Annotated in this window: 17 protein-coding genes and 1 pseudogene; 17 read left to right on the top strand and 1 reads right to left on the bottom strand. The window is 60.4% G+C overall.

Going from position 1 to position 21,976, the window contains the following annotated elements; all coding sequences use genetic code 11:
* Nucleotides 1-63 precede the first annotated feature (63 nt).
* The 9 genes and pseudogenes from FBY01_RS00505 to FBY01_RS00465 form a co-directional block, all read left to right on the top strand.
* Nucleotides 64-135: pseudogene (locus tag FBY01_RS00505) on the top strand (AsnC family transcriptional regulator); the annotation flags it as partial.
* A 173-nt stretch (nt 136-308) separates the two neighbouring features.
* Entirely contained in the window at nt 309-506 is a 198-nt protein-coding gene (locus tag FBY01_RS00500; protein ID WP_010455843.1) for a hypothetical protein, read from the top strand.
* A gap of 342 nt (nt 507-848) precedes the next feature.
* Nucleotides 849-1,829: a quinone oxidoreductase gene (locus FBY01_RS00495; RefSeq protein ID WP_145306257.1), complete on the top strand. Its 981-nt coding sequence runs from the start codon at nt 849-851 to the stop codon at nt 1,827-1,829.
* A 13-nt stretch (nt 1,830-1,842) separates the two neighbouring features.
* Nucleotides 1,843-2,691 (top strand): TauD/TfdA family dioxygenase, encoded by an 849-nt coding sequence (locus FBY01_RS00490; protein WP_083376320.1) that lies wholly within the window; start codon nt 1,843-1,845, stop codon nt 2,689-2,691.
* Nucleotides 2,692-2,778: 87 nt separating this feature from the next.
* Nucleotides 2,779-3,831 carry a 3-keto-5-aminohexanoate cleavage protein gene (locus FBY01_RS00485; RefSeq protein ID WP_077748120.1) on the top strand — a complete coding sequence of 351 codons (1,053 nt, stop codon included), beginning with the start codon at nt 2,779-2,781 and terminating at the stop codon, nt 3,829-3,831.
* Between the two features lie 90 nt (nt 3,832-3,921).
* Nucleotides 3,922-5,250, top strand: a complete 1,329-nt coding sequence (locus FBY01_RS00480; RefSeq protein ID WP_145306259.1) for an MFS transporter — start codon at nt 3,922-3,924, stop codon at nt 5,248-5,250.
* A complete protein-coding gene (locus tag FBY01_RS00475) occupies nt 5,247-5,912 on the top strand; it encodes a DsbA family oxidoreductase (protein ID WP_077748122.1) in 666 nt (221 codons plus the stop codon). Before FBY01_RS00480 ends, FBY01_RS00475 begins: the two co-directional genes overlap by 4 nt.
* Nucleotides 5,909-6,235: a Rieske 2Fe-2S domain-containing protein gene (locus FBY01_RS00470; protein ID WP_010455834.1), complete on the top strand. Its 327-nt coding sequence runs from the start codon at nt 5,909-5,911 to the stop codon at nt 6,233-6,235. Before FBY01_RS00475 ends, FBY01_RS00470 begins: the two co-directional genes overlap by 4 nt.
* A complete protein-coding gene (locus tag FBY01_RS00465) occupies nt 6,232-7,242 on the top strand; it encodes a YeiH family protein (protein WP_083376323.1) in 1,011 nt (336 codons plus the stop codon). The genes FBY01_RS00470 and FBY01_RS00465 overlap by 4 nt, the downstream gene beginning before the upstream one ends.
* A 231-nt stretch (nt 7,243-7,473) precedes the next feature.
* Here the strand turns inward: FBY01_RS00465 and FBY01_RS00460 are convergent, their stop codons facing one another.
* Nucleotides 7,474-8,532: an AraC family transcriptional regulator gene (locus FBY01_RS00460; protein ID WP_145306261.1), complete on the bottom strand. Its 1,059-nt coding sequence runs from the start codon at nt 8,530-8,532 to the stop codon at nt 7,474-7,476.
* A 355-nt stretch (nt 8,533-8,887) separates the two neighbouring features.
* Between FBY01_RS00460 and FBY01_RS00455 the strand changes: the two genes are divergently transcribed.
* The 8 genes from FBY01_RS00455 to FBY01_RS00420 all read left to right on the top strand — a co-directional run bounded on the left by FBY01_RS00455 (nt 8,888) and on the right by FBY01_RS00420 (nt 21,867).
* Entirely contained in the window at nt 8,888-9,454 is a 567-nt protein-coding gene (locus tag FBY01_RS00455; protein WP_145306263.1) for an alpha/beta hydrolase, read from the top strand.
* Nucleotides 9,455-9,581: 127 nt separating this feature from the next.
* Nucleotides 9,582-11,585 (top strand): DUF1302 domain-containing protein, encoded by a 2,004-nt coding sequence (locus tag FBY01_RS00450; RefSeq protein WP_145306265.1) that lies wholly within the window; start codon nt 9,582-9,584, stop codon nt 11,583-11,585.
* Nucleotides 11,586-11,626: 41 nt separating this feature from the next.
* On the top strand, nt 11,627-12,985 hold the full coding sequence (locus FBY01_RS00445) for a DUF1329 domain-containing protein (RefSeq protein ID WP_010455826.1): 1,359 nt from the start codon (nt 11,627-11,629) through the stop codon (nt 12,983-12,985).
* Between the two features lie 149 nt (nt 12,986-13,134).
* Nucleotides 13,135-14,208: a YCF48-related protein gene (locus FBY01_RS00440; protein WP_145306267.1), complete on the top strand. Its 1,074-nt coding sequence runs from the start codon at nt 13,135-13,137 to the stop codon at nt 14,206-14,208.
* Nucleotides 14,209-14,239: 31 nt separating this feature from the next.
* Entirely contained in the window at nt 14,240-16,759 is a 2,520-nt protein-coding gene (locus tag FBY01_RS00435; protein WP_083376325.1) for an RND family transporter, read from the top strand.
* Nucleotides 16,760-16,766: 7 nt separating this feature from the next.
* Nucleotides 16,767-18,545: an acyl-CoA dehydrogenase C-terminal domain-containing protein gene (locus FBY01_RS00430; RefSeq protein ID WP_145306269.1), complete on the top strand. Its 1,779-nt coding sequence runs from the start codon at nt 16,767-16,769 to the stop codon at nt 18,543-18,545.
* A gap of 31 nt (nt 18,546-18,576) precedes the next feature.
* Complete coding sequence (locus FBY01_RS00425; RefSeq protein WP_077748128.1) at nt 18,577-20,220, top strand: fatty acid--CoA ligase; 1,644 nt, start codon at nt 18,577-18,579, stop codon at nt 20,218-20,220.
* A 201-nt stretch (nt 20,221-20,421) separates the two neighbouring features.
* On the top strand, nt 20,422-21,867 hold the full coding sequence (locus FBY01_RS00420) for a sensor histidine kinase (RefSeq protein WP_010455821.1): 1,446 nt from the start codon (nt 20,422-20,424) through the stop codon (nt 21,865-21,867).
* The last annotated feature ends 109 nt before the right edge of the window (nt 21,868-21,976 follow it).

The following is a 21,976-nucleotide window of genomic DNA, read 5'->3' as shown; positions in this document are numbered from 1 at the left end:
CAGGGTGGCTATCACGATCAACCGGAATCGCTGCGACCATAGCCTTCGAAATGGGAGTCAGGGCCCAACGCTCAACGGTTAACCTCAACGCTTGTCATGAAACGCGTTGTGCAAGATCGACCTCTGCCTCTATAGCGTGAGACGCAGGTGAAAAGGTCGGGTTATGACTTTTCGAGATTGTTATGCCGGCGGTCTGCTTTTGTATCCGAGCTCACACTGCCGTTCGTCCAGTGCCCGGCACTAGCAAGGCCTGGCTTCTCTCTGATGTTCATGCACCGACATCCCGTGCATCAGAACGGAGAGCCAGCATGGACATTGATGAAAATGCCCCAGGAAACAAATCCCAACAGGGCGTCACGGGCGGCACTGATAACGAAACAGGCCATGATCCAAAGGAGAATGAACCTGAGGTTCCGCTGCCAGGGGGCGACGAGGCGCCTGTCGATGAAGAAATGGCCGATGTAGATGCCAATAATTCAGTATCGAGCGAACATCCCAAGCCTTAAGGCGATTGAAAGTTGGGATTCAGCAAATTGACCAAGCCTTATGCGTCAAAAGAAAATCCTTGTGGCACGGGTACCTGGTAAGTCACCTGCTGTTTGAGAACCCCGCCAGTGTGCGGGGTTTTTTGTGTCCGGGTTTTGAGTGTGAGAGCCCATACAGCCGGCCGTGGCGCGTCAATTGAATTGCGCTATGGCGCTGACCGGGTTTGCTAAGAAGGGGGCGCCAGGGGCCAATTGTCATGAAATGAAAAGCCATTGTCGTCTGATGAAAAGCAGCTGGCCAGGCGGCGTCCTACAGTCCAATCAGCGTAAATCGACGCTGCACAGACTGGAGAATAAGAAAAAATGGCCAAAGCCGTACGCTTCTACGAAACCGGTGGTCCCGACGTTCTTTGTTATGAAGAGGTCGATGTCGGCGAACCCGGTCCGGGCCAGGTCCGTCTTCGTCATGTGGCGGTCGGCCTGAACTATGCCGACACCTATTTTCGTAACGGCACTTACCCGATCCCGATGCCCAACGGCATGGGGGTTGAAGCGTCCGGTGTGGTCCAGGCCATCGGCGAGGGTGTGACTAACGTTCAGGTGGGGGATCGCGTCACCTACACCGGATTTCTCAATACCTTGGGCGCCTACAGTACCGAGCGACTGATTGCGGCCGCGCCGCTGATCAAGCTGCCGGAAACCATCAGTTTCGAGACGGCCGCCGCCATGACCATGCGTGGCCTGACGTCGTCGTACCTGATGCGGCGCATTTATGATTTCAAGGCCGGCGACAGCATTCTGCTGCACGCCGCTGCCGGTGGCGTGGGGCTGATCGTTTCACAGTGGGCCAAGCTGCTCGGCCTGACCGTCATCGGCACTGTGTCCACCGAGGTCAAGGGTGAAATTGCCCTGGCCCATGGCTGCGACCATGTCATCAATTACAGCCACGAAAATGTCGCCCAGCGCGTGCGCGAGCTGACTGCCGGCGTGGGAGTCAACGTGGTGTTCGACAGCGTTGGCAAAAACACCTTCATGGGATCACTGGATTCGCTCAAGCGTCGGGGACTGATGGTCTGCGTTGGCACCGCATCCGGTCCGATTCCGGCTTTCGACCCGGTGATGCTGGCGATGAAGGGCTCACTGTTCCTGACCCGTCCGGCGCTGGCCGACTACATCGCCGATCCGGAAGAGAAAGCTGCCCTGGCCGGCGAGCTGTTCGACCACGTCGGCAGTGGTCGGATCAAGATCGAGATCAACCAGCATTATGCGTTAGAGGACGCCGTACAGGCCCATCGCGACCTTGAGTCACGCAAAACGACGGGCTCGTCGATTTTCGTCATCTAAGGAGCGATCTGCCATGAAAGTCGAACAATTGACCTGCAGCATTGGCGCCGAACTGATCGGCGTAAATCTTGCCGACGCGGTCCATGACGACGGTCTTTTTTGCGAGATTCGTGCTCAGTTGCTCAAGCATCGGGTGGTGTTCCTGCGTGATCAGGACATCACTCGCGCCGAGCACGTGGCCTTCGCCCGCCGCTTCGGTGAGTTGGAGGACCATCCGGTGGCCGGCAGCGATCCGGATCATCCCGGGCTGGTGCGCATCTACAAGAATCCGGACCAGCCGATGGACCGCTACGAAAACGCCTGGCACACCGACGCGACCTGGCGCGAGGCGCCGCCGATGGGCTGCGTGCTGCGCTGCGTAGAATGCCCGCCGGTGGGCGGCGACACGATGTGGGCCAACATGGTCGAGGCTTACGCGCGTTTGCCGGAGGACGTGAAGGTGAAAATTGCCGACCTGCGCGCCCGCCACAGCATCGAAGCGAGTTTCGGTGCTGCCATGCCAATCGAAAAGCGTCTGGCGCTCAAGGCGATGTATCCCGATGCCGAACACCCGGTGGTTCGCACCCACCCGGAAACCGGGGAAAAGGTGCTGTTCGTCAACGCCTTCACGACGCACTTGAGCAACTACCACACCCCCGAGCGGGTGCGCTTCGGCCAGGACGCCAACCCCGGCGCGAGCGAGTTGCTGCGCTACCTGATCAGCCAGGCCTACATCCCCGAGTATCAGGTGCGCTGGCGCTGGAAGCCCAACAGCATCGCCATCTGGGACAACCGCAGCACCCAGCACTACGCCGTCATGGATTATCCGCCGTGCCATCGCAAGATGGAGCGTGCCGGAATCATCGGCGACAAGACCTACTGATCAACCCCTTCTGCATTCGCACTCGTAAACGCGTCTGCCCGGCACGATCCCGGGTGGGCGCGACAATCATAAGAACAGGAGTAACTCATGCAATTTTTTGACGATTCCCTGCACCCGGAAAACATGGAAAAGGTGGTCATCACCGTGGCCCCGTACGGCCCGGAATGGATGCCGGAAGACTTCCCCGAAGACATCCCGCTGACCATGGATGAACAGGTGCAAAAAGCGGTCGAATGTTATGAGGCCGGGGCCACCGTCTTGCACTTGCACGTGCGCGAGCTGGACGGCAAGGGTTCCAAGCGTCTGTCCAAATTCAACGAATTGATCGCCGGTGTGCGTGAAGCCGTGCCGGACATGATCATCCAGGTCGGTGGTTCGATTTCCTTCGCGCCGGAAAGCGATGGCGAAGCCGCCAAGTGGCTGTCTGACGATACGCGACACATGCTGGCCGAGCTGACGCCAAAACCGGATCAGGTCACGGTGGCTATCAACACCACCCAGATGAACATCATGGAGCTGCTGTATCCGCAATACCTGGAAGGCACGTCCCTGGCCAATCCCCTGTTTCAGGCCGCCTACAGCGAAATGACCGTTCCGGCAGGTCCGGCCTGGGTCGCCGAACACCTCAAGCGTCTGATGGACAACGGCATCCAGCCGCACTTCCAGCTGACCGGCATGCACGCGATGGAAACCCTCGAGCGTCTGGTGCGCAGGGGCGTCTACAAGGGCCCGTTGAACCTGACCTGGATCGGCATTGGCGGCGGTTTCGATGGCCCCAATCCGTTCAACTTCTTCAACTTCATCCACCGCGCGCCGGACGGTTGCACCCTGACCTCCGAGTCGCTGCTCAAGAACGTCATGCCGTTCAACACCATGTCGATGGCCATGGGGCTGCACCCGCGAGTGGGCAATGAAGACACTATCATTGATCACAAGGGCGATCGTTTCGGCTCAGTTGCGCAGATCAGGCAGACCGTGCGTATCGCCCATGAACTGGGACGCGAAATCGCCACCGGCAAAGAAGCCCGTGAGATCTACCGCATCGGCGTGCAGTACCAGAGCATCGAAGAAACGCTGTTGGCCAACGGCATGGCCCCCAACCGCAAGGCTGGGCAGAAAGGTGTGCCGCAACGCGGCTGATCGGCAGACGCAGCGGGCGGTCAGGCCTCCCGCTCGCTGCACTGCAACACGCTTGATAACAACAATAAAACAAAGCTTTGAGGAGGCTGCATGGCCTTTCACCCAATCGCCGCAGACGATGACGACAGTGCTGTCGGTGTTGCGCGACCGTATGCCTGGATCGTCTTCGCACTGACGTTCGGGCTGTTGATATCCGATTACATGTCGCGCCAGGTCTTGAACGCGGTGTTCCCGATGCTCAAGGGCGAATGGGCTCTGAGCGACGGCCAGCTTGGCTTGCTCAGTGGCATTGTCGCGCTGATGGTGGGGCTGCTGACATTTCCCCTGTCATTGCTGGCAGATCGCTTTGGCCGGGTCAAGAGCCTGGCGCTGATGGCCTTGCTGTGGAGTCTGGCGACGCTGGGTTGCGCCGTGGCGCAGGACTATCAGCAGATGTTCATTGCACGATTCATGGTCGGCGTTGGCGAAGCGGCGTACGGCAGCGTCGGCATCGCAGTCGTCATTTCGGTCTTTCCCAAGCACCTGCGTGCAACGCTGGCCAGTGCCTTCATGGCGGGCGGCATGTTCGGTTCGGTATTAGGGATGGCGCTGGGCGGTGCAATCGCCGCCAAACTTGGCTGGCGCTGGTCGTTTGCCGGCATGGCGTTGTTCGGTCTGCTGCTGGCCGTGCTTTACCCGGTCATCGTCAAGGAGGCGCGCATTGCGCCGCAACGTGCCGCCCAGGCGGCGAACAAGGCGGTGGCAGCGGTCAAGCGTCCGTTGCGTACGCTGTTTTCCAGCCGTTCGGTGATCGCTGCCTACATCGGCAGTGGCTTGCAACTGTTCGTCGGCGGCACGGTGATTGTGTGGATGCCCAGTTACCTCAATCGCTATTACGACATGGCCACGGACAAGGCGGGCGGCGTCGCGGCCATTATCGTGCTGTGCAGCGGGGCCGGGATGATCCTGTGCGGCATGCTCAGCGATCGACTGTCGCGCCATTCGCCGGAACGCAAAGTCACTTTGGCCATCGCCTATTGCCTGGGCAGTTGCCTGCTGTTGTCGGCGGCATTTGCCCTGCCGGCAGGGCCTGTGCAGCTGGCGCTGATCTGCCTGGGCATGTTGATTGCCGCCGGCACGACTGGCCCTTGCGGAGCGATGGTTGCCAACCTGACCCATTACTCGGTCCACGGCACGGCCTTCGCCACGCTGACCCTGGCCAACAACATGCTGGGGCTGGCGCCTGGGCCGTTCATTACCGGCAGGGTCTCCGACCTCATTGGCTTGCAGGCTGCTTTTCAATGGGTGCCGCTGGTCAGCATCGCGGCTGCGGCCGTGTTCTTTTATGCCAAGTGTCATTACCACAAGGACATTGCCCGGCTTAAGGACGAGCAAGTCCACGATTCGGTTAGCAAAGCAGTGTTAGAGGTGAAGTTGTGAGTAGTCGTCGTTTACGTATTGATGTGTTCTTCGATTTCATCTGCCCCTGGTGCCTGATCGGCAAACGCCAATTGGAGCATGCGCAAGTACAGTTTCGCAGTCGTCACCCGGATGTGCAGGTCACCACGGTGTGGCATGGCGTGCAGTTGCTGCCTCAGTTGCCGGTACAAGGGGAGCCCTTCGCCGATTTCTACCGCAAACGCCTGGGCAATGCCGAGGCTATGACCATGCGCCAGGCCCAGGTACAGCAGGCTGCCGCGGCGGTTGGGCTGACCATCGACTTCAGCCGCATCGAGACAATGCCCAACACCGCAGACGCGCACCGTTTGTTCGAACGCGTCAGCGTACTGGGCAATGCTACTCAGCGTGAAATGTTGCTCGAACGGCTGTTCGCCGCTTATTTCCGCAAACGCGAAAACCTGGGGTGCCGCGAGACCTTGCTCGCCATTGCCCGCTCCTGCGGCGTTGATGCGCAGGTGGTGCTCGATTGCCTGAAGGGCGACGCCACGCCATTTGACGGCTTTCCCGGCGCGACCAGTGGGGTGCCGGGCTTTCAGTTCGACCGTCGCATGACGATGGTCGGTGCACAACCTGCTCAGGCGCTGCTCGGGGCCATGAACCAGGCCCTGAAAGAAAGTGATCACGAGCGGCAACCTGCATGAACCGACGTATCCCCGTGCCTGCCGGAAAGCTCCCGCAGGCGGGCGGTCGTGCACTGTTCGAATTCGATGACAAAAGCCTGGCGTTATTCAACGTCGAAGGTGACGTGTTCGCCGTCGACGACAGTTGCCCCCATCAAGGGGCCTCGCTGTGTGGCGGGCGCCTTGAGGGGTGGGTGATTCAGTGCTGCGCCCATGGCCTGCGCTTCGATTTGCGCAGCGGTTACTTGCTTAATTCCACCGCAGTCAAAGTCGCCAACTACCCGGTTGAGATCATCGACGGCCAGGCTTTCATCGTTATCGTTCCCGAGGAGGCCGCGCCATGAGCGCCATCGCTCTCACCCGTATCCACAGCCGAACGCGCGAACTGGCGCCGGGCTTTATCGTCAGTCTGATCGTTGCAGCGGCTGCGTCCTTTTTGTCCGAGCACTACGGCGCGCCGGTAATGCTGTTCGCTTTGTTGCTGGGCATGGCGCTGAACTTCCTGGCCGGTGACGGTGTTTGCAAGCCGGGCATTGAGTTCACCGCACGCACCGTGTTGCGCATTGGTGTGGCGCTGCTGGGCATGCGCATCACCCTCGAACAGATGGCTGCGCTGGGCTGGAAGCCTGTGGCGCTGGTGGTGATTCTGGTGGTGGTGACCATCGGCGTTTCAGTGATCGCAGCCAAGGCGCTGGGCTTTCAGCGTTTGTTCGGCATGCTCACCGGCGGCGCCACAGCGATTTGTGGGGCATCGGCTGCGTTGGCGCTGGCGGCGGCATTGCCCAATCATCCGCAGAAAGAACGCGCGACGTTATTCACGGTGATCGGGGTGTCGGCGCTGTCGACCCTGGCGATGATCGTGTATCCGATGATTGCCAACTGGCTGTCGTTGTCGCCACAAGTGGCGGGCGTGTTTCTGGGGGCGACCATTCACGATGTCGCCCAGGTCGTCGGTGCCGGTTACAGCATGTCGACCGAGACCGGCGATACGGCCACGGTGGTCAAGTTGATGCGGGTTGCCATGTTGCTGCCGGTGATCGTGTGTGCCGCCATGATCACCCGCATGCAGGGCGCCGACCCGACCGGCAAACGACCTCCGCTGCTACCTTGGTTCGCCGTCGGGTTTCTGTTGTTGGCCTGTATCAACAGCACCGGCTGGGTGGCCCCGGTGGTGCAAGGGTCGGTCAACGAGTTGTCGCGCTGGTGCCTGGTGGTTTCCATCAGCGCCCTGGGTATGAAAACCCAACTCAAGGAGCTGGCGGCGGTGGGCATCAAGCCGATTTTGTTGATGGTGGGGGAGACGGTGTTCCTCGTCGTGCTGGTGCTGTTGTTGCTGCGCTGGGGAATGTAGGTACACAAACTTGTGGCGAGGGAGCTTGCTCCCGCTGGGGAGCGAAGCGCCCCACAAAGACCACCGCGCTTTTTCAGAAACTACTCGGCGTCTTTTTTGGGGCCGCTGCGCACCCCAGCGGGAGCATGCTCCCTCGCCACAGGACTCCTCGACCGGTGTCACAAACGCCGGTTGTTGCGGCGACTGTACCAACAGTCGCCGCTTTTTTTTGTGTAAGACCCTGGGACCGTTTCAGTCGTCCCAAGATTCCGTGGAGCCGGGCAGGGCGCTCGGCTCGCTGGGTACCTTGGGTTGTTTTTGCGCGCTGCGCCATGCCGCGGGCGGCATGCCGAACTGGGTGATGAACCAACGGGTGAAGGAACTCGCCATCGAATAGCCGAGCATGTCGGCAATGCGCCCCAACGAGTAATTCGGGTTTTCCAGGTAGCGCAACACCAGGTCGCGGCGCACGTCGTTGATCAGGTCGTTGAAGGCGCAGCCGTCGTCTTTGAGGCGGCGCTGCAGGGTCCGAACGTTCATGCCCTGGGTCTGGGCGATCTGCTCGATGGTGGCGCGCCCCATCGGCAACAACAGGTAGATGGCTTTGCGCACCTCGAACAGCATCGAAGGGCCTTCGTGGCTGAGCAGCGAGTCAAGGTAACTCTGGGCGTAGCGCGCCATGGCCGGGTCGGCATGGGGGTTGGTCATGTCGAGGCTGGCATTGGGGCAGACGATGCCATTGAACTCGCTGCCGAACTCCAGTTTGCAGCCGAACAGGCGGCGATGCAGTTGCAGGTTGTCGGGAGGCTGGTGCGTGAAGTTGACGCTGTAGGGATGCCAGTGTGCGCCGAGCAGGGCGGCGCACAGGCGGAACATCACCCCGATGGCCAGTTCATTGGCTTGTCGGCAGGGCATCGGCGATTCGGTGACCACCTCTTCGCGAATGATCACCATCTTGCCTGCCTCCTCGATGAAGAGGGCCAGCGAATCGTTCATCAGATGACGGTAGTGCACCAACACTTGCAACGCATCACGCAGCGTTCGCTGATGAGAGAGCAATAGGCTGACCACACCGAAGTCCGAGAGCTGGCGCGACTCGGCCATGCTCAAGCCGAAGCTCTGGCAGCCGCTGGCGGCGGCTGAATCCTCCAGCAACCGCACGGCGGCGTCGATGGGGATGCGATGTTCAGGAGCTTGCAATATGGCTTTACTCAAACCGACGCCGGCCAGTACGTCTCGGGGGTTGAACCCCAGGTACTGGGTGACCTCCAGGTAGTTGGTCAAGACGGCGGCGCGAACAAGCTTGGGCATGCGAAGGTCTTTCCTGGGCCGGTTGCGATTCAAATGAGCGTGGCGACTATATCCAGCACTTCAGCAATTGAACAGTTGTGACAACGTCGAGGGCGCTCGCCTGGTGCTGGCCGGAATCACATCGTTACAGTGTAAAAAACGACACGCACCCATTGATTACAGTGAGCTGGAGAGAAGCTGCGGGGATATTCGACCAATGGTCGCTGCGCGACAACACGCGGAATTTTGTCATGAAAAGAAAAGTGCCTGACGTCCAATGAAAAGCGCCTCGGTCGGGCGCTCTTTAATGTCACTCCTACAAAAAGCCCCTGGCCAATAGAGCCAGTCGAGTCATCGAGAAAGCGAAGGTGTTGACGTGGACAAACTGCAAACTGCCGCAACCGTTGTGATCGTACCGGGTCTGCGTGAGCACGTTGCCGAGCATTGGCAAACGTTGCTTGAATCCAGGCTGTGCAAGGTGCGCAGTGTGCCGCCGCTTGAAACCGACAAGCTTGATTGCAGCAAGCGGGTCGAAGCCATTCAGCACACACTTGCGCAGATCGACGGGCCGGTGATTCTGGTCGCTCACAGCGCCGGCGTGTTGATGGTTGCGCACTGGGCTGCGCGTCACAGTCGGCCGATCAAGGGCGCGCTGCTGGCCGCTCCGCCGGACCTTGATGCCCAATGGCCGCAGGGCTACCCCTGCGCTGAAACCCTGCGTACCCAGAGTTGGGACCCTCTACCCAAAGGCCGGTTGCCGTTCCGCAGTCTGCTGGCCGCCAGTACCAACGACCACCTCGCCAGTCTGGACGCCGCCACGCGCATGGCCGAAGGCTGGGGCAGCGAGCTGCTCAATCTCGGCGAAGTCGGTCATCTCAATCCTGCCGCCGGGTATGGGCGCTGGCCACAAGCCGAAGCACTCATCCTCGAACTGGACCGTTGATTCAGGCGCCGGTTGGCCCGCGCCATCCGGCATTTGCCCTCACTCCTGAAAACGTAAACCCCTGGAACAAGGGGTTGCGCGAGGGCGGCTGCGCTTAAAACAAATACAAAAAGGCGGAGACAACGCAATGCACAACAATAAGAGTCACGGGTTCGCACCCTCGCGTTACACCTTGTTGGCCTCGGCCATTCTGGCCGCAGGCGTGCCGGTCGCGCAGGCGATCGAGCTCGACACCGGGAACCCGGACTGGACCGTGCGTTTTGATAACACTGTGAAGTACAACTACGGCGTACGCACCGAAAGCGCCGACAAGCGCATGCTGGCAACGCCGAACAACAACGACGGCGACTACAACTTCCGCAAGGCCGGGACCAACATCACCCACCGTGTCGACCTGTTGACCGAGATGGATGTGGTCTACCAGAACCACATGGGTTTCCGTGTGAGCGCTGCCAGTTGGTACGACAAGGCCTACGAGAACACCGGTTCCAATTCCAATCCGTTCGTCAACGGCAACGACGCAAGGTCGGGGCTGGTCGCCAACGACCCACGTCTGGCCGCGGTCACCCGTGACAACGTCGGCAATGGCAGCCCGCACCTGAGCAACTACGCCCAGCGTTATTACACCGGTCCTTCCGGCGAAATCCTCGACGCCTTCGTGTTCTACAGCACCGAAGTGGGCGAGGAGTCGCTGTTAAGCGTCAAGGCCGGTCAGCATAACGTGTTCTGGGGCGAGACTATTCTCAACCCGGTGCACTCGAACAGTTACGGCCAATCGGGCCTGGACCTGGCCAAACTGGCTGCCTCGCCCGGTACCGAAGCCAAGGAACTGTTCGTTCCGCGTAACCAGTTGTCGATGTCATTCACCGTCAATCCCGAGTTGACCGTAGGCGCTCAGTATTTCCTGGATTGGGACGCCGCGCGCCTGCCGGAAGCCGGTACTTATTACGGCGGTTCCGATCTGGTCGGTTTCGGTGCGCAATCCTTCCTGCTGGGCAACACCAATGGCGTGGTGCCGGGCAGTCCGCTGGGGTGTGGTCTGGCACCCTGCAACGGTTTGACCAATGTGCGTCGCGGTCACGACCTGACGCCGGACAAGCGCGGAGACTGGGGGATTATGGCCAAGTGGTCGCCAGCCTGGCTGGACGGGACCCTCGGCGTTTACTACCGCGAAACCTCGGAAATCCTGCCGCAAGCCTGGCTGGATGCCAGAGGCTTGAGTTCGGCCAATCCCAACGGCACCCGGCCGGCAGGGCAAGTGCCTGCGGTGGTCAACACCCTCAACTCGCTGAGCACCGCCACCTATCAAATGGCCTATGCCGACAACATCAAGATCGTTGGCCTGAGCCTGTCCAAGGACGTGGGCGGGATCAGCGTCGGTTCGGACCTGAACATTCGTCACAATATGCCGTTGGCCAGTATTCCGGCGGTTGTCAGCACTAACAGTCCGCTGGGCCTGGGCGCAGGTCTTGGCCTGTTGCCTGCGCGCACGGCTGCCACCGGCGTGGTTTATGACACCCCGCAGAAGGGCGACAGCATGGCCGCCACCGGCGACACCTTGCACTGGACGCTCAACGGCCTGATGACCATTGCTAAAACGCCTGTGTTCGATTCGGCCACTCTGCTGGGCGAGCTGTATTACAGCAACCTGCTCAAGCTCGATAGCAACAACGAGGCGCTCTACAAGGGCAAGGACACCTATCGCGGCATCGACCAGCCGACCCGGGACAACTGGGGCATCGCGGTCAACTTCACCCCGACCTGGTACCAGGTGTTTCCCGGTGTCGACCTCAACGCCCCGATGTCCATCAACGTCGGTCTCGATGGTGTTTCACCGGTCTCCGGTGGCGGCGCCAAAGACACCGGTAACTACGCCATCGGCCTCGGGGCCGCTGTGTACAACAAATACTTTGTCGACCTGAAGTACGTGGACTCATTCGGCAAGGCCGACAAGTGCAACGTCAGCGGCGTGAGTACCGGCCCGACCGGAGGCGACGGCGCTGCGCCGAATGCCTTTAGCGGTAACGAAAACTACGCCTGTTACGCCGGTGGCTACTCCGCCTTCTCCGGTGGCGGGGCCACGACTGAGGACCGTGGCGCCGTTTACCTGACGATGAAAACCACTTTTTGATTCACCACTGATTTGCTCAATGCAAGCAGGAGAATAACAAGATGACATTCGCAAAAACCGTGTTGGCCGCTTCGCTGGCCATGGTCCTTGCCGCTCAGGCACAGGCCGCTGTTTCAACTCAGGACGCTGCCCGGTTGGGCACCAGCCTGACCCTGGTGGGCGCTGAAAAAGCCGGGAACGCTGATGGTTCCATCCCCGCCTACAACGGTGGCCTGACCACGCCGCCGGCCAGCTTCAAATCCGGTGACAGCATGCGTCCGGATCCGTTTGCCAGTGAAAAACCGTTGCTGCAGATCGACGGCAAAAACGTCGAGCAGTACAAGGGCATGCTCAGCGCTACCACTGTTGAACTGGCCAAGCGTTTCCCGACTTTCCGTGTCGATGTGTTCCCGACCCACCGCACCGTTTCGCTGCCCCAGGCCATTCTGGATAACGGCGTGAAAAACGCCAGCGGCGCCAAATCCCTCGAAAACGGGCTGGCCATCGACAACGTACTGCCGGGCGTGCCGTTCCCGATCCCGCAGTCGGGCAACGAAGCGATGTGGAACTTTCTGCTGCGATATCAGGGCGTGAGCATCAGCTCCAAGTACGACTCCTGGAACGTCGATTCCGCTGGGGTGCCAAGCCTGGCGACCACTGGGCAGGCGTTCATTTCCTACCCGATCTACGAAAACCTCGCGCAGCCGATCAGCAGCGCCGACGTGTATTACCAGATGAAGCTGTCCTACACCGGCCCTGCGCGCCGGGCCGGCGAAGCGGTGATGCTCAAGGACGCCGCCAACCCGTTGCAACAACCGCGCCGTGCCTGGCAGTACCTGCCGGGCCAGCGTCGGGTCAAGCTGGCACCGAACCTGGCCTACGACACGCCTAACCCTGGCACCGCTGGCGCGGGCACTTACGACGATGTCTTCGTGTTCAACGGTGCGCTGGATCGCTACGACTGGAAGCTGGTGGGCAAACAGGAAATGATCGTGCCCTACAACACTTACAAGCTGACCTACGCCCAGGATCCCAAATCGCTGACCACGGCCAATCACCTGGCACCCGACTATGTGCGTTGGGAAAAACACCGCGTCTGGGTGGTGGAAGGCAACCTCAAGTCCGGCGCCCGACACATCTATCAGAAGCGCCGCTTCTACCTCGATGAAGACAGCTGGACCGCGCTGGCCTCTGATCAATACGACGCACGTGGTCAGTTGTACCGTGGCTCCTTCGCGTTCCTCAGCCAGAGCTACGACAAGCAGATCCCGGATTCCACGCCCTTCATGATCTACGACCTGGTGGGTGGTTCCTACAACATCAACGGTGTGGTCGGGCCTTATGGCGGCATCAAGTACACCGATCCGCTTTCCAAGGCGCAATGGTCGTCGGAGTCTCTGGCAGGTAGCGGGATTCGTTAAGCAAACCGTGACAAGCGTCCATTCGGTCCGCTGCCTGCAAGGCAGGGGATCGTGCGACGGTCGGCGCATACCGACCGTTTCGGGCGCCAGGTTGGAACGTCAGGCACACGGACGTGTGTCCCGGCGCAGTTTTCCGAAGAGGACGCGGTATGTGTTCGTACAAAAGTTACCTGCAGCTGGCGCTCGGCGCTCTGCTTGCAATGTTGCAGGGCCTGAGCCAGGCGTCCGCTTATGTCGACGTGCTGGATCTGCCGGCCAGGGTCAGCGCCTTGGCCGTCAACAGCCCGTTATCCGACATGGCCCGCGCCGGCGACCGCTTGGTCGCCGTCGGGCAGCGTGGCCACATTCTGTATTCCGATGATGCCGGCCAGCACTGGCAGCAGGCCGCTGTGCCGGTCAGTGCCGACCTTAATGCCGTGAGTTTTCCTTCCGCCACTCAGGGCTGGGCGGTGGGCGGCGACGGCGTGGTGTTGCACAGCAATGACGCGGGTGCAACCTGGAGCAAGCAACTCGACGGCCGCGAGATCGGCGCCTTGCTGGTCAAGCATTACCAGGCGTTGGCCCGCGCCGAACCTGGCAATGAACAATGGCCGCTGCGGGTCGCCGAAGGTCAGCGGCTGGAGGCGCAGGGTGCCGACAAACCCTTGCTCGATGTCTGGTTCGCCAACGACCGCCTCGGCTATGTGGTCGGGGTGTTCAACCTGATCCTGCGCACCGAGGATGGCGGCCAGAGCTGGACGCCGTTCCAGGATCGCACCGACAACCCGCAAGGTTTTCACCTCAACGCCATCGCCGCCACCGGCGATGCGCTGTACATCGCCGGCGAGCAGGGCTTGTTGCTGAAGTGGGATGACGCCCAGCAGCGATTCGCCGCCCTGCAAACACCTTATCAGGGCAGCTTTTTCGGCGTCGTCGGCAAACCCGGCGAAGTGCTCGTCTACGGCTTGCGCGGCAATGTGCTGCGCAGCACCGATGCCGGCCTCAGTTGGACCTCGCTGGTCACTGGCCTACACGTCAGCATCACCGCCGGCCTCGTCGATGCCCATGGTGATTACCGCTTGTTTACCCAGGGCGGGCAGATGCTGGCGAGCCAGGGCACCGGTGCGCAACAGCGCTGGGTGCAGCAAGCCCAGCCGGTGCCAGTGACGGGCGTCACGCGCGCCATCAACGATGCGCTGGTGGTGGTCGGCAGCCGTGGTGCGCGGACGCTGTCCGTTGAATAAGTCCTCGAACCCTTAAAGCGAGAACCCAGACATGGGCAATATCAAACAAGACGCCATGCCGGTGATCCGCGATCTGCATGATTTCGACCGCGATTCCGGCAATCGGCTGGAGCGGCTGGTGTTCAACTACCGTCCGCTGTTCATGCTGTTGATGGCGCTGGCCACTCTGGTCTTCGGTTACATGGCCGCGACTCGGCTGGAGCTGCGTCCAAGTTTCGAGAAAATGATTCCGCAGAGCCAGCCCTACATCCAGAACTTCCTGGAAAACCGCCAGTCACTGCGAGGTTTGGGCAACTCGGTGCGGGTGGTGGTGGAGACCACTCAGGGCGATGTCTTCGACCCTGCTTACCTGGACGTGCTCAAACAGGTCAACGATCAATTGTTTCTCACCGAAGGCGTCGACCGCGCCTGGATGAAGTCGTTGTGGAGCCCGGCGGTGCGCTGGACCGAAGTGACGGAGGAAGGTTTCCAGGGTGGTCCGGTGATGCCCGATACCTACCAGGGCAAGCCTGAAGAAATAGAACAACTGCGCCAGAACATTTCCCGCGCCGGCATCGTCGGCAGTCTGGTGGCCAGCGACTACAAATCGAGCATGCTGATCGTGCCGCTGCTGGACAAGGCCACGGCCAGCGGTCAGCGCATCGACTACCACGCCTTTTCGCAGATGCTTGAGGAGCAGTTGCGCGACAAGATCGAGTTTGCCGGCGACAGCGCTGCACGCAAGGCCGGGGAGGAGGGCAAGGGCCCGTACAAAGTCCGGGTGATCGGTTTCGCCAAACTGATGGGCGACCTGATCGACGGACTGATTCAAGTGATGATGTTCTTCGGCCTGGCCGTGGTCACTTCGCTGGTCATCATTTACGCCTATACACGATGCGTGCGCAGCACCCTGCTGGTGGTCGGCTGCTCGTTGATCGCTGTGGTCTGGCAACTCGGCATCGTCGCCTGGCTCGGCTATGCCATCGACCCGTATTCGGTGCTGGTGCCTTTTCTGATCTTCGCCATTGGTGTGTCCCATGCGGCGCAGAAGATGAACGGGATCATGCAAGACATCGCCCGTGGCACCCACAAACTGATCGCCGCACGCTACACCTTCCGCCGTCTGTTTATTGCCGGTGTCACGGCGCTGCTGGCCGACGCCGTCGGATTCGCGGTGCTGATGCTGATCGATATTCCGGTGATCCGGGACCTGGCGATCACCGCCAGTATCGGTGTGGCGGTGCTGATTTTCACCTCGCTATTGTTGATGCCGGTGGCGCTGTCTTATGTCGGCGTCGGCGCCAAGGCGGCCGAGCGTGCACTGAACATCGACACGCGCGCAGAAGGGCACAAAGGCTTCGGCAAACTGTGGGACGTGCTCGACCGTTTCACCACGCGCAAATGGGCCACGGGGGCGGTATTGGTCGCGGTGCTGATGGGCATCGGCGGCTTCATGGTCAGCCTGCAACTGAAAATCGGCGATCTGCAAAGTGGCGCACCGGAGTTGCGTGCCGACTCGCGCTACAACCGTGACAACGCCTACATCACCCGCCACTACGCGCTGTCCAGCGACCTGTTCGCAGTGATGATCAAGACCGCACCGGAAGGCTGTCTGAACTACAAGACGTTGATTCTCGCCGACCGACTGGCCTGGGAGCTGCAGCAGTATCCGGGCGTGCAGGCGACGGCTTCGCTGGTGAACGCGGTGCGCCAAATCACCGCTGGCACCTATGAAGGCAACCCCAAGCTCAACAGCATCCAGCGCAATCAGGACGTGCTCAATTACGCTGCGCAGCAAGCCTCGGTCAACTCGCCGGAGTTGTTCAACACCGATTGTTCGCTGATGCCGGTGATCACCTTCCTCAAGGACCACAAGGCCGAGACGCTCGATGCCGTGGTCGGCATCGCGGAAAAATTCGCCCGGGAGAACAACAGCGAAGATCGCCAGTTCCTGTTGGCGGCCGGGTCGGCCGGGATTGAGGCGGCCACCAACATTGTGGTGCGTGAGGCCAATCGCACCATGCTGTTGTACGTCTATGCGGCGGTGACGCTGTTCTGTCTGATCACCTTCCGCAGTTGGCGCGCGACCCTGGTTGCCCTGTTGCCACTGGTGCTGACGTCGATCCTCTGCGAGGCGTTGATGGTGGCCATGGGCATTGGCGTGAAGGTCGCGACCCTGCCGGTGATCGCATTGGGCGTGGGAATCGGCGTGGACTACGCGTTGTATCTGCTCAGCGTGCAACTGCATTACCAGCGCCAGGGCCTGCCGCTGTCTCAGGCTTACCGCAACGCCGTGTCGTTTACCGGACGGGTCGTGGGCCTGGTGGGCATCACCCTGGCGGCTGGCGTGGTGTGCTGGGTCTGGTCGCCGATCAAGTTCCAGGCTGACATGGGCATCCTGCTGACCTTCATGTTCCTGTGGAACATGCTGGGCGCGTTGGTGCTGATTCCTGCCCTGTCTTACTTCCTCCTTCGCGAACGAGCGCTGGAACCCGGGCCTGTTACGCAGGCCGACAACACCCCGATCTCTCAACGTCCCGGCATGCCACATGCCCTGACCACTTCCGAGTAAGCCAACGATGTCTGATTACAAAGCTCCTTTGCGCGACATGCGCTTCGTACTCAACGAGGTCTTCCAGGTGTCCCGGTTGTGGGCCAAATTGCCTGGCCTTGGGGAGGTGATCGATGAAGAAACGGCCGCTGCGATCCTTGAAGAGGCTGGCAAAATCAGTGGTGAGGTTATCGCACCGCTGAACCGCAGCAGCGACGAGCAGGGCTGCACCTGGAGCAACGGCACGGTCACGGCGCCGGACGGTTTTGTCGCGGCGTACCAGGCATTCGCCGACGGCGGTTGGGTGGGTGTTGGTGGTGATCCGCAGTTCGGTGGCATGGGCATGCCCAAGGCCATTTCGGCTCAGGTCGAGGAGATGGTCAACTCGGCCAGTCTGTCGTTCGGCCTGTACCCGATGCTGACCGCCGGTGCGTGCCTGTCGATCAATGCCCACGCCAGTCGGGAGCTCAAGGAACGCTATCTGCCGAACATGTACGCCGGCACCTGGACCGGTTCCATGTGCCTGACCGAGGCGCATGCCGGTACGGACCTGGGCCTGATTCGCACCCGTGCCGAACCTCAGGCCGACGGCAGTTTCAAGATCAGCGGCAGCAAGATCTTCATCACCGGCGGCGAGCACGACCTGACCGAAAACATCATTCATCTGGTACTGGCCCGGTTACCGGATGCACCCGCCGGTCCCAAGGGAATTTCGCTGTTTCTGGTGCCCAAGGTGCTGGTCAATACCGACGGTTCGCTGGGCGAACGCAACGCGCTGTCCTGCGGTTCCATCGAGCACAAGATGGGCATCAAGGCCTCGGCCACGTGCGTGATGAACTTTGACGGGGCGACCGGCTGGATCATCGATGCGCCAAACAAGGGCCTGGCGGCAATGTTCACCATGATGAATTACGAGCGTCTGGGCGTGGGTATCCAGGGGCTGGCGTTGGGTGAGCGTTCGTACCAGAACGCCGTCGAATACGCCCGTGACCGTCTGCAAAGCCGTTCGCCGACGGGCGCACAGAACAAGGACAAAGTGGCCGATCCGATCATCGTTCACCCGGATGTACGCCGCATGCTGTTGACCATGAAGGCCTTGAACGAAGGCGGGCGGGCGTTCTCCAGCTACGTGGCGCTGCAACTCGATATCGCCAAGTACAGTGATGACGCAGCGATCCGCAGTCGCGCCCAGGAACGGGTGTCGCTGCTGACCCCGGTGGCCAAGGCATTCCTCACCGACATGGGCCTGGAAACCACCCTCCACGGTCAGCAGATCCTCGGCGGCCACGGCTATATTCGCGAGTGGGGCCAGGAGCAATTGGTGCGCGATGTGCGCATCACCCAGATCTACGAAGGCACCAATGGTATCCAGTCCCTGGACCTGGTCGGGCGTAAAATCGTCGGCAGCGACGGGGCGCTCTACCGGCTGTTCGCTTCGGAAATCCGCAACTTTACCGCCAACGCCTGCGCTGACCTCGCCGAGTTCACCCAACCGTTGAACGCCGCCCTCGACACCCTCGACGAACTGACCGCATGGCTGTTGGACCGAGCCCAGAGCAACCCGAATGAAATCGGTGCGGCGTCGGTCGAGTACCTGCATGTATTCGGCTACACCGCGTACGCCTACATGTGGGCGCGAATGGCCAAGGCTGCCATGAGCACGCATTCCAAAGACGATTTCTACGCCAGCAAACTGGCGACCGCGCGCTTCTACTTCGCCCGTTTGCTGCCACGTATCCACTCGTTGAGCGCGTCGGCCAAGGCTGGCAGCGAATGCCTCTATCAATTGGATGCAGAGCAGTTCTGAGCCCACGTAAAAAGGACCGGGAACCACAACCATGATGGCGACAAAAATAATTCCGCCCGCCGACGGCGCCTATGCCTACCCCTTGCTGATCAAGCAATTGTTGCTGTCCGGCGTGCGCTACGAGCCGGGCCGGGAAATCGTGTATGCCGACAAACTGCGCTACAGCTACCAGACCCTCAACCAGCGGATCCGCCGACTGGCCAACGCCTTGACCGCTGCCGGCGTCAAGGCCGGGGATACGGTGGCCCTGCTCGACTGGGACAGCCATCGCTACCTGGAGTGCTTCTTTGCCATACCGATGATCGGCGCGGTGCTGCACACCGTGAACATCCGTCTTTCGCCGGATCAGGTGCTCTTCACCATGAACCATGCCGAGGATGACCTGGTGCTGGTGCATGATGATTTCCTGCCGCTGGTTGAACAGATTCACGGGCGGCTTGAAACCGTCAAAGGTTACCTGCAGCTCACGGACGACACAGCAACCGACACGTCGCTACCGGTGCTGGGGGAATATGAAAACCTGTTGTCCGGGGCCACAGACCAATACGACTTTCCCGATTTCGATGAACACTCGGTGGCGACCCTTTTCTACACCACGGGCACCACTGGCGACCCTAAAGGCGTGTATTTCACCCATCGCCAACTGGTCCTGCACACCTTGAATGCCGTGGGCACTTTGGGCGTCTATCAGGGGTTGCCGCTGCTGCGCTCGGATGATGTCTACATGCCGATCACGCCGATGTTTCACGTGCATGCCTGGGGTGTGCCCTATGTTGCCACCCTGATGGGAATCAAGCAGGTGTACCCCGGTCGCTACGAACCCAACAGCCTGGTCAGGCTGTATCGGGAGGAGAAAGTCACGTTCTCCCATTGTGTGCCGACCCTTCTGCAAATGATCCTGGGTTGTGAGGAAGCGGCACACACCCGTTTTGATGGCTGGAAAATGCTCCTGGGCGGCAGCGCGCTGACCTTAGGCATAGCCAGCGAAGCGAACGCCAAAGGTATGCAGGTGCACAGCGGTTACGGCATGTCGGAAACCTGTCCATTGCTGTGCCTGACGTACCTGCGTAACGAAGACCTCGAACAATCCCCGTTAGCCCAACTGACTGCTCGTATCAAGACGGGCACGCCGGTGCCGATGGTCGACCTGAAAATCATCGACGCCAGTGGCAAAGACGTTGCCCATGACGGCGAGTCGCTGGGAGAGATCGTGGTGCGCGCGCCGTGGCTGACCCAGGGCTATTTGAAGGAACCGGAAAAGGGTGCAGAACTTTGGCGCGATGGCTGGCTGCACACCGGCGACATGGCTTCCATCGACGGGTTGGGCGGTGTGGAAATCAAGGATCGAATCAAGGACGTGATCAAGACAGGCGGGGAGTGGATCAGCTCCCTGGAACTGGAGAGTCTGATCAGCGAGCACGCTGCCGTGATGTCGGTCGCGGTCGTGGGCATCGCCGATGAGCAATGGGGCGAACGGCCCATGGCGCTGGTGGTGTCCGAACCGGGGCAGTACCTCGACCGCAAGATCCTGGAGACGCACCTGCAAGGGTTTGTCGAGCGCGGCCGCATCAACAAATGGGCGATCCCCAAGCAGTTCAAGTTCGTCGCCGAAATCCCCAAAACCAGCGTCGGGAAGATTGACAAGAAACTCATCCGGAAAAGCGTATCGAGTTGAAAGGCGTGGCGGGTGCAACAGGTCAGCGCCTTGGGCGCTGACACGTCTTGATTTCAGGGTTATTCGTCCTGTCACCAGGCCTGTGTTTTTACTATATTCGGTCCACATTTCGAACGTTCCATACGTCGACTTTCAGTCGCTCGGTGCGGAGCTCACGGTCCGCTGCGGGTATGTTGCCAACCCGTTACGCCCGGACAATTCATGCCGCCCCTGACCCTTAGAAAAGATTACTTCCAGACCGATGCCATGGCGCTGCTGATCGCCTTGCTGGTCGCCTCTTTCGTCGTCGTGTTCAAATTCTTTACCAACTTGAGCGTGGCGACGACGGTCCTGTACGTGACCCTGGTGCTGATGTCCGCCAATGTGTTTTCGGTGAAACTGGTGATCTGCGTCGCTTTGGCGTGTCTGTCAGTGCTGACCTTCATTTTTATCGTCGAACGCGATTACCTGAACACTGAAGCCGTGGGGGCTTATGTGCGTTGTATCGTTTCGTTGTCTGCCATCACTTTTCTAGCCTTGCGCAGCAAGCAACTGGCGGACACGTTGCGTCGTAACGAGACTTATCTGGTGGGTGCCCAACGGCTCAGCCAGGTCGGCAGCGTCGGGTTTCGGGTCGACCGTTCAGAGATTTTCTGGTCGGCGGAGACCGCGAGGATCTTCGAGTACTCAGTAAAAGAAACCCCCAGCATGCTGAAGATTCTGGCGCGCACGCACCCCGATGACCGGCATTTGGTCGAAAGCGTTTTCGACCAGGTCTCGCATCATGAACCGCGCCTGGAAGTCGAGCATCGGTTGCAGATGCCGGATGGTCGCATCAAGTACATCCACATGATTGCTCACCCCTTGCCGGCTCAACATAACGGCTTCGAGTACGTCGGCGCGGTGATGGATGTCACGGCAGCCAGAAAGTCCGAAGACGCGCTGTTCCAATCACAGTCACAGCTGGCGCATGTCACGCGCGTGACCTCGCTGGGCGAACTGGCTGCGTCCATTGCTCACGAGGTCAATCAGCCACTTGCCGCGATCAGAACCAGCGGTGAAGCCTGTCATCGCTGGCTCGACCGCAGCGAACCTGATCTCGGTGAAGTGCGCACATCGCTTGACCGCATGATCAGCAGTTCCAATCGCGCCAGCGAAGTCATTCGGCGCATCCGCACGCTTTCGCGTAACGGCGACCCTGAACGTCAGCGTGAATCTTTCAACGAGATCGTCAGTGACACGCTGGCCCTGGTGCAATACGAACTGAGCCGCAACCATGTGAAGTTGCGTGTGGAGCTGGCCGTGATACCGGTGCACGTCGGCGCCGACCGGGTGCAGCTTCAGCAAGTGATCCTGAACCTGATCATCAATGCCTGTCAGGCAATGACCGAGGTGGATCCACGCACGCGGATATTGAAGATCCGCACGTGGGTGCATAACGACGATGCCATTCTGGAAGTCAGGGATTGTGGCACCGGTATCACAGCCGAGGCGTTGCCATCGTTGTTCAATCCGTTCTTCACCACCAAGGCTGACGGGCTGGGCATGGGGCTTTCCATCTGCCGCTCCATCATCGAGTTCCATGAGGGACGCATCTGGGCAACCAGCAATCAAGGTGAAGGGGCGGTGTTCTCGATCGCGTTGCCTGCGCTCAAAAGTGAGTGCTGAGCACCGGTGAATTCCAGGCAAAAAAACGCCCGCCAAAAAAAACAGTGGCGGGCGCTTGGGAAGTGCCGGTTCGGCAAGGAGAGAGCCGAACCGGTCAGGGAAGAACATT

Origin of the sequence: Pseudomonas sp. SJZ077 (assembly GCF_007993905.1) — a bacterium.
In the GTDB taxonomy this organism is placed as follows: domain Bacteria; phylum Pseudomonadota; class Gammaproteobacteria; order Pseudomonadales; family Pseudomonadaceae; genus Aquipseudomonas; species Aquipseudomonas mandelii.
This window is presented reverse-complemented; position numbering and strand designations above follow the sequence as displayed.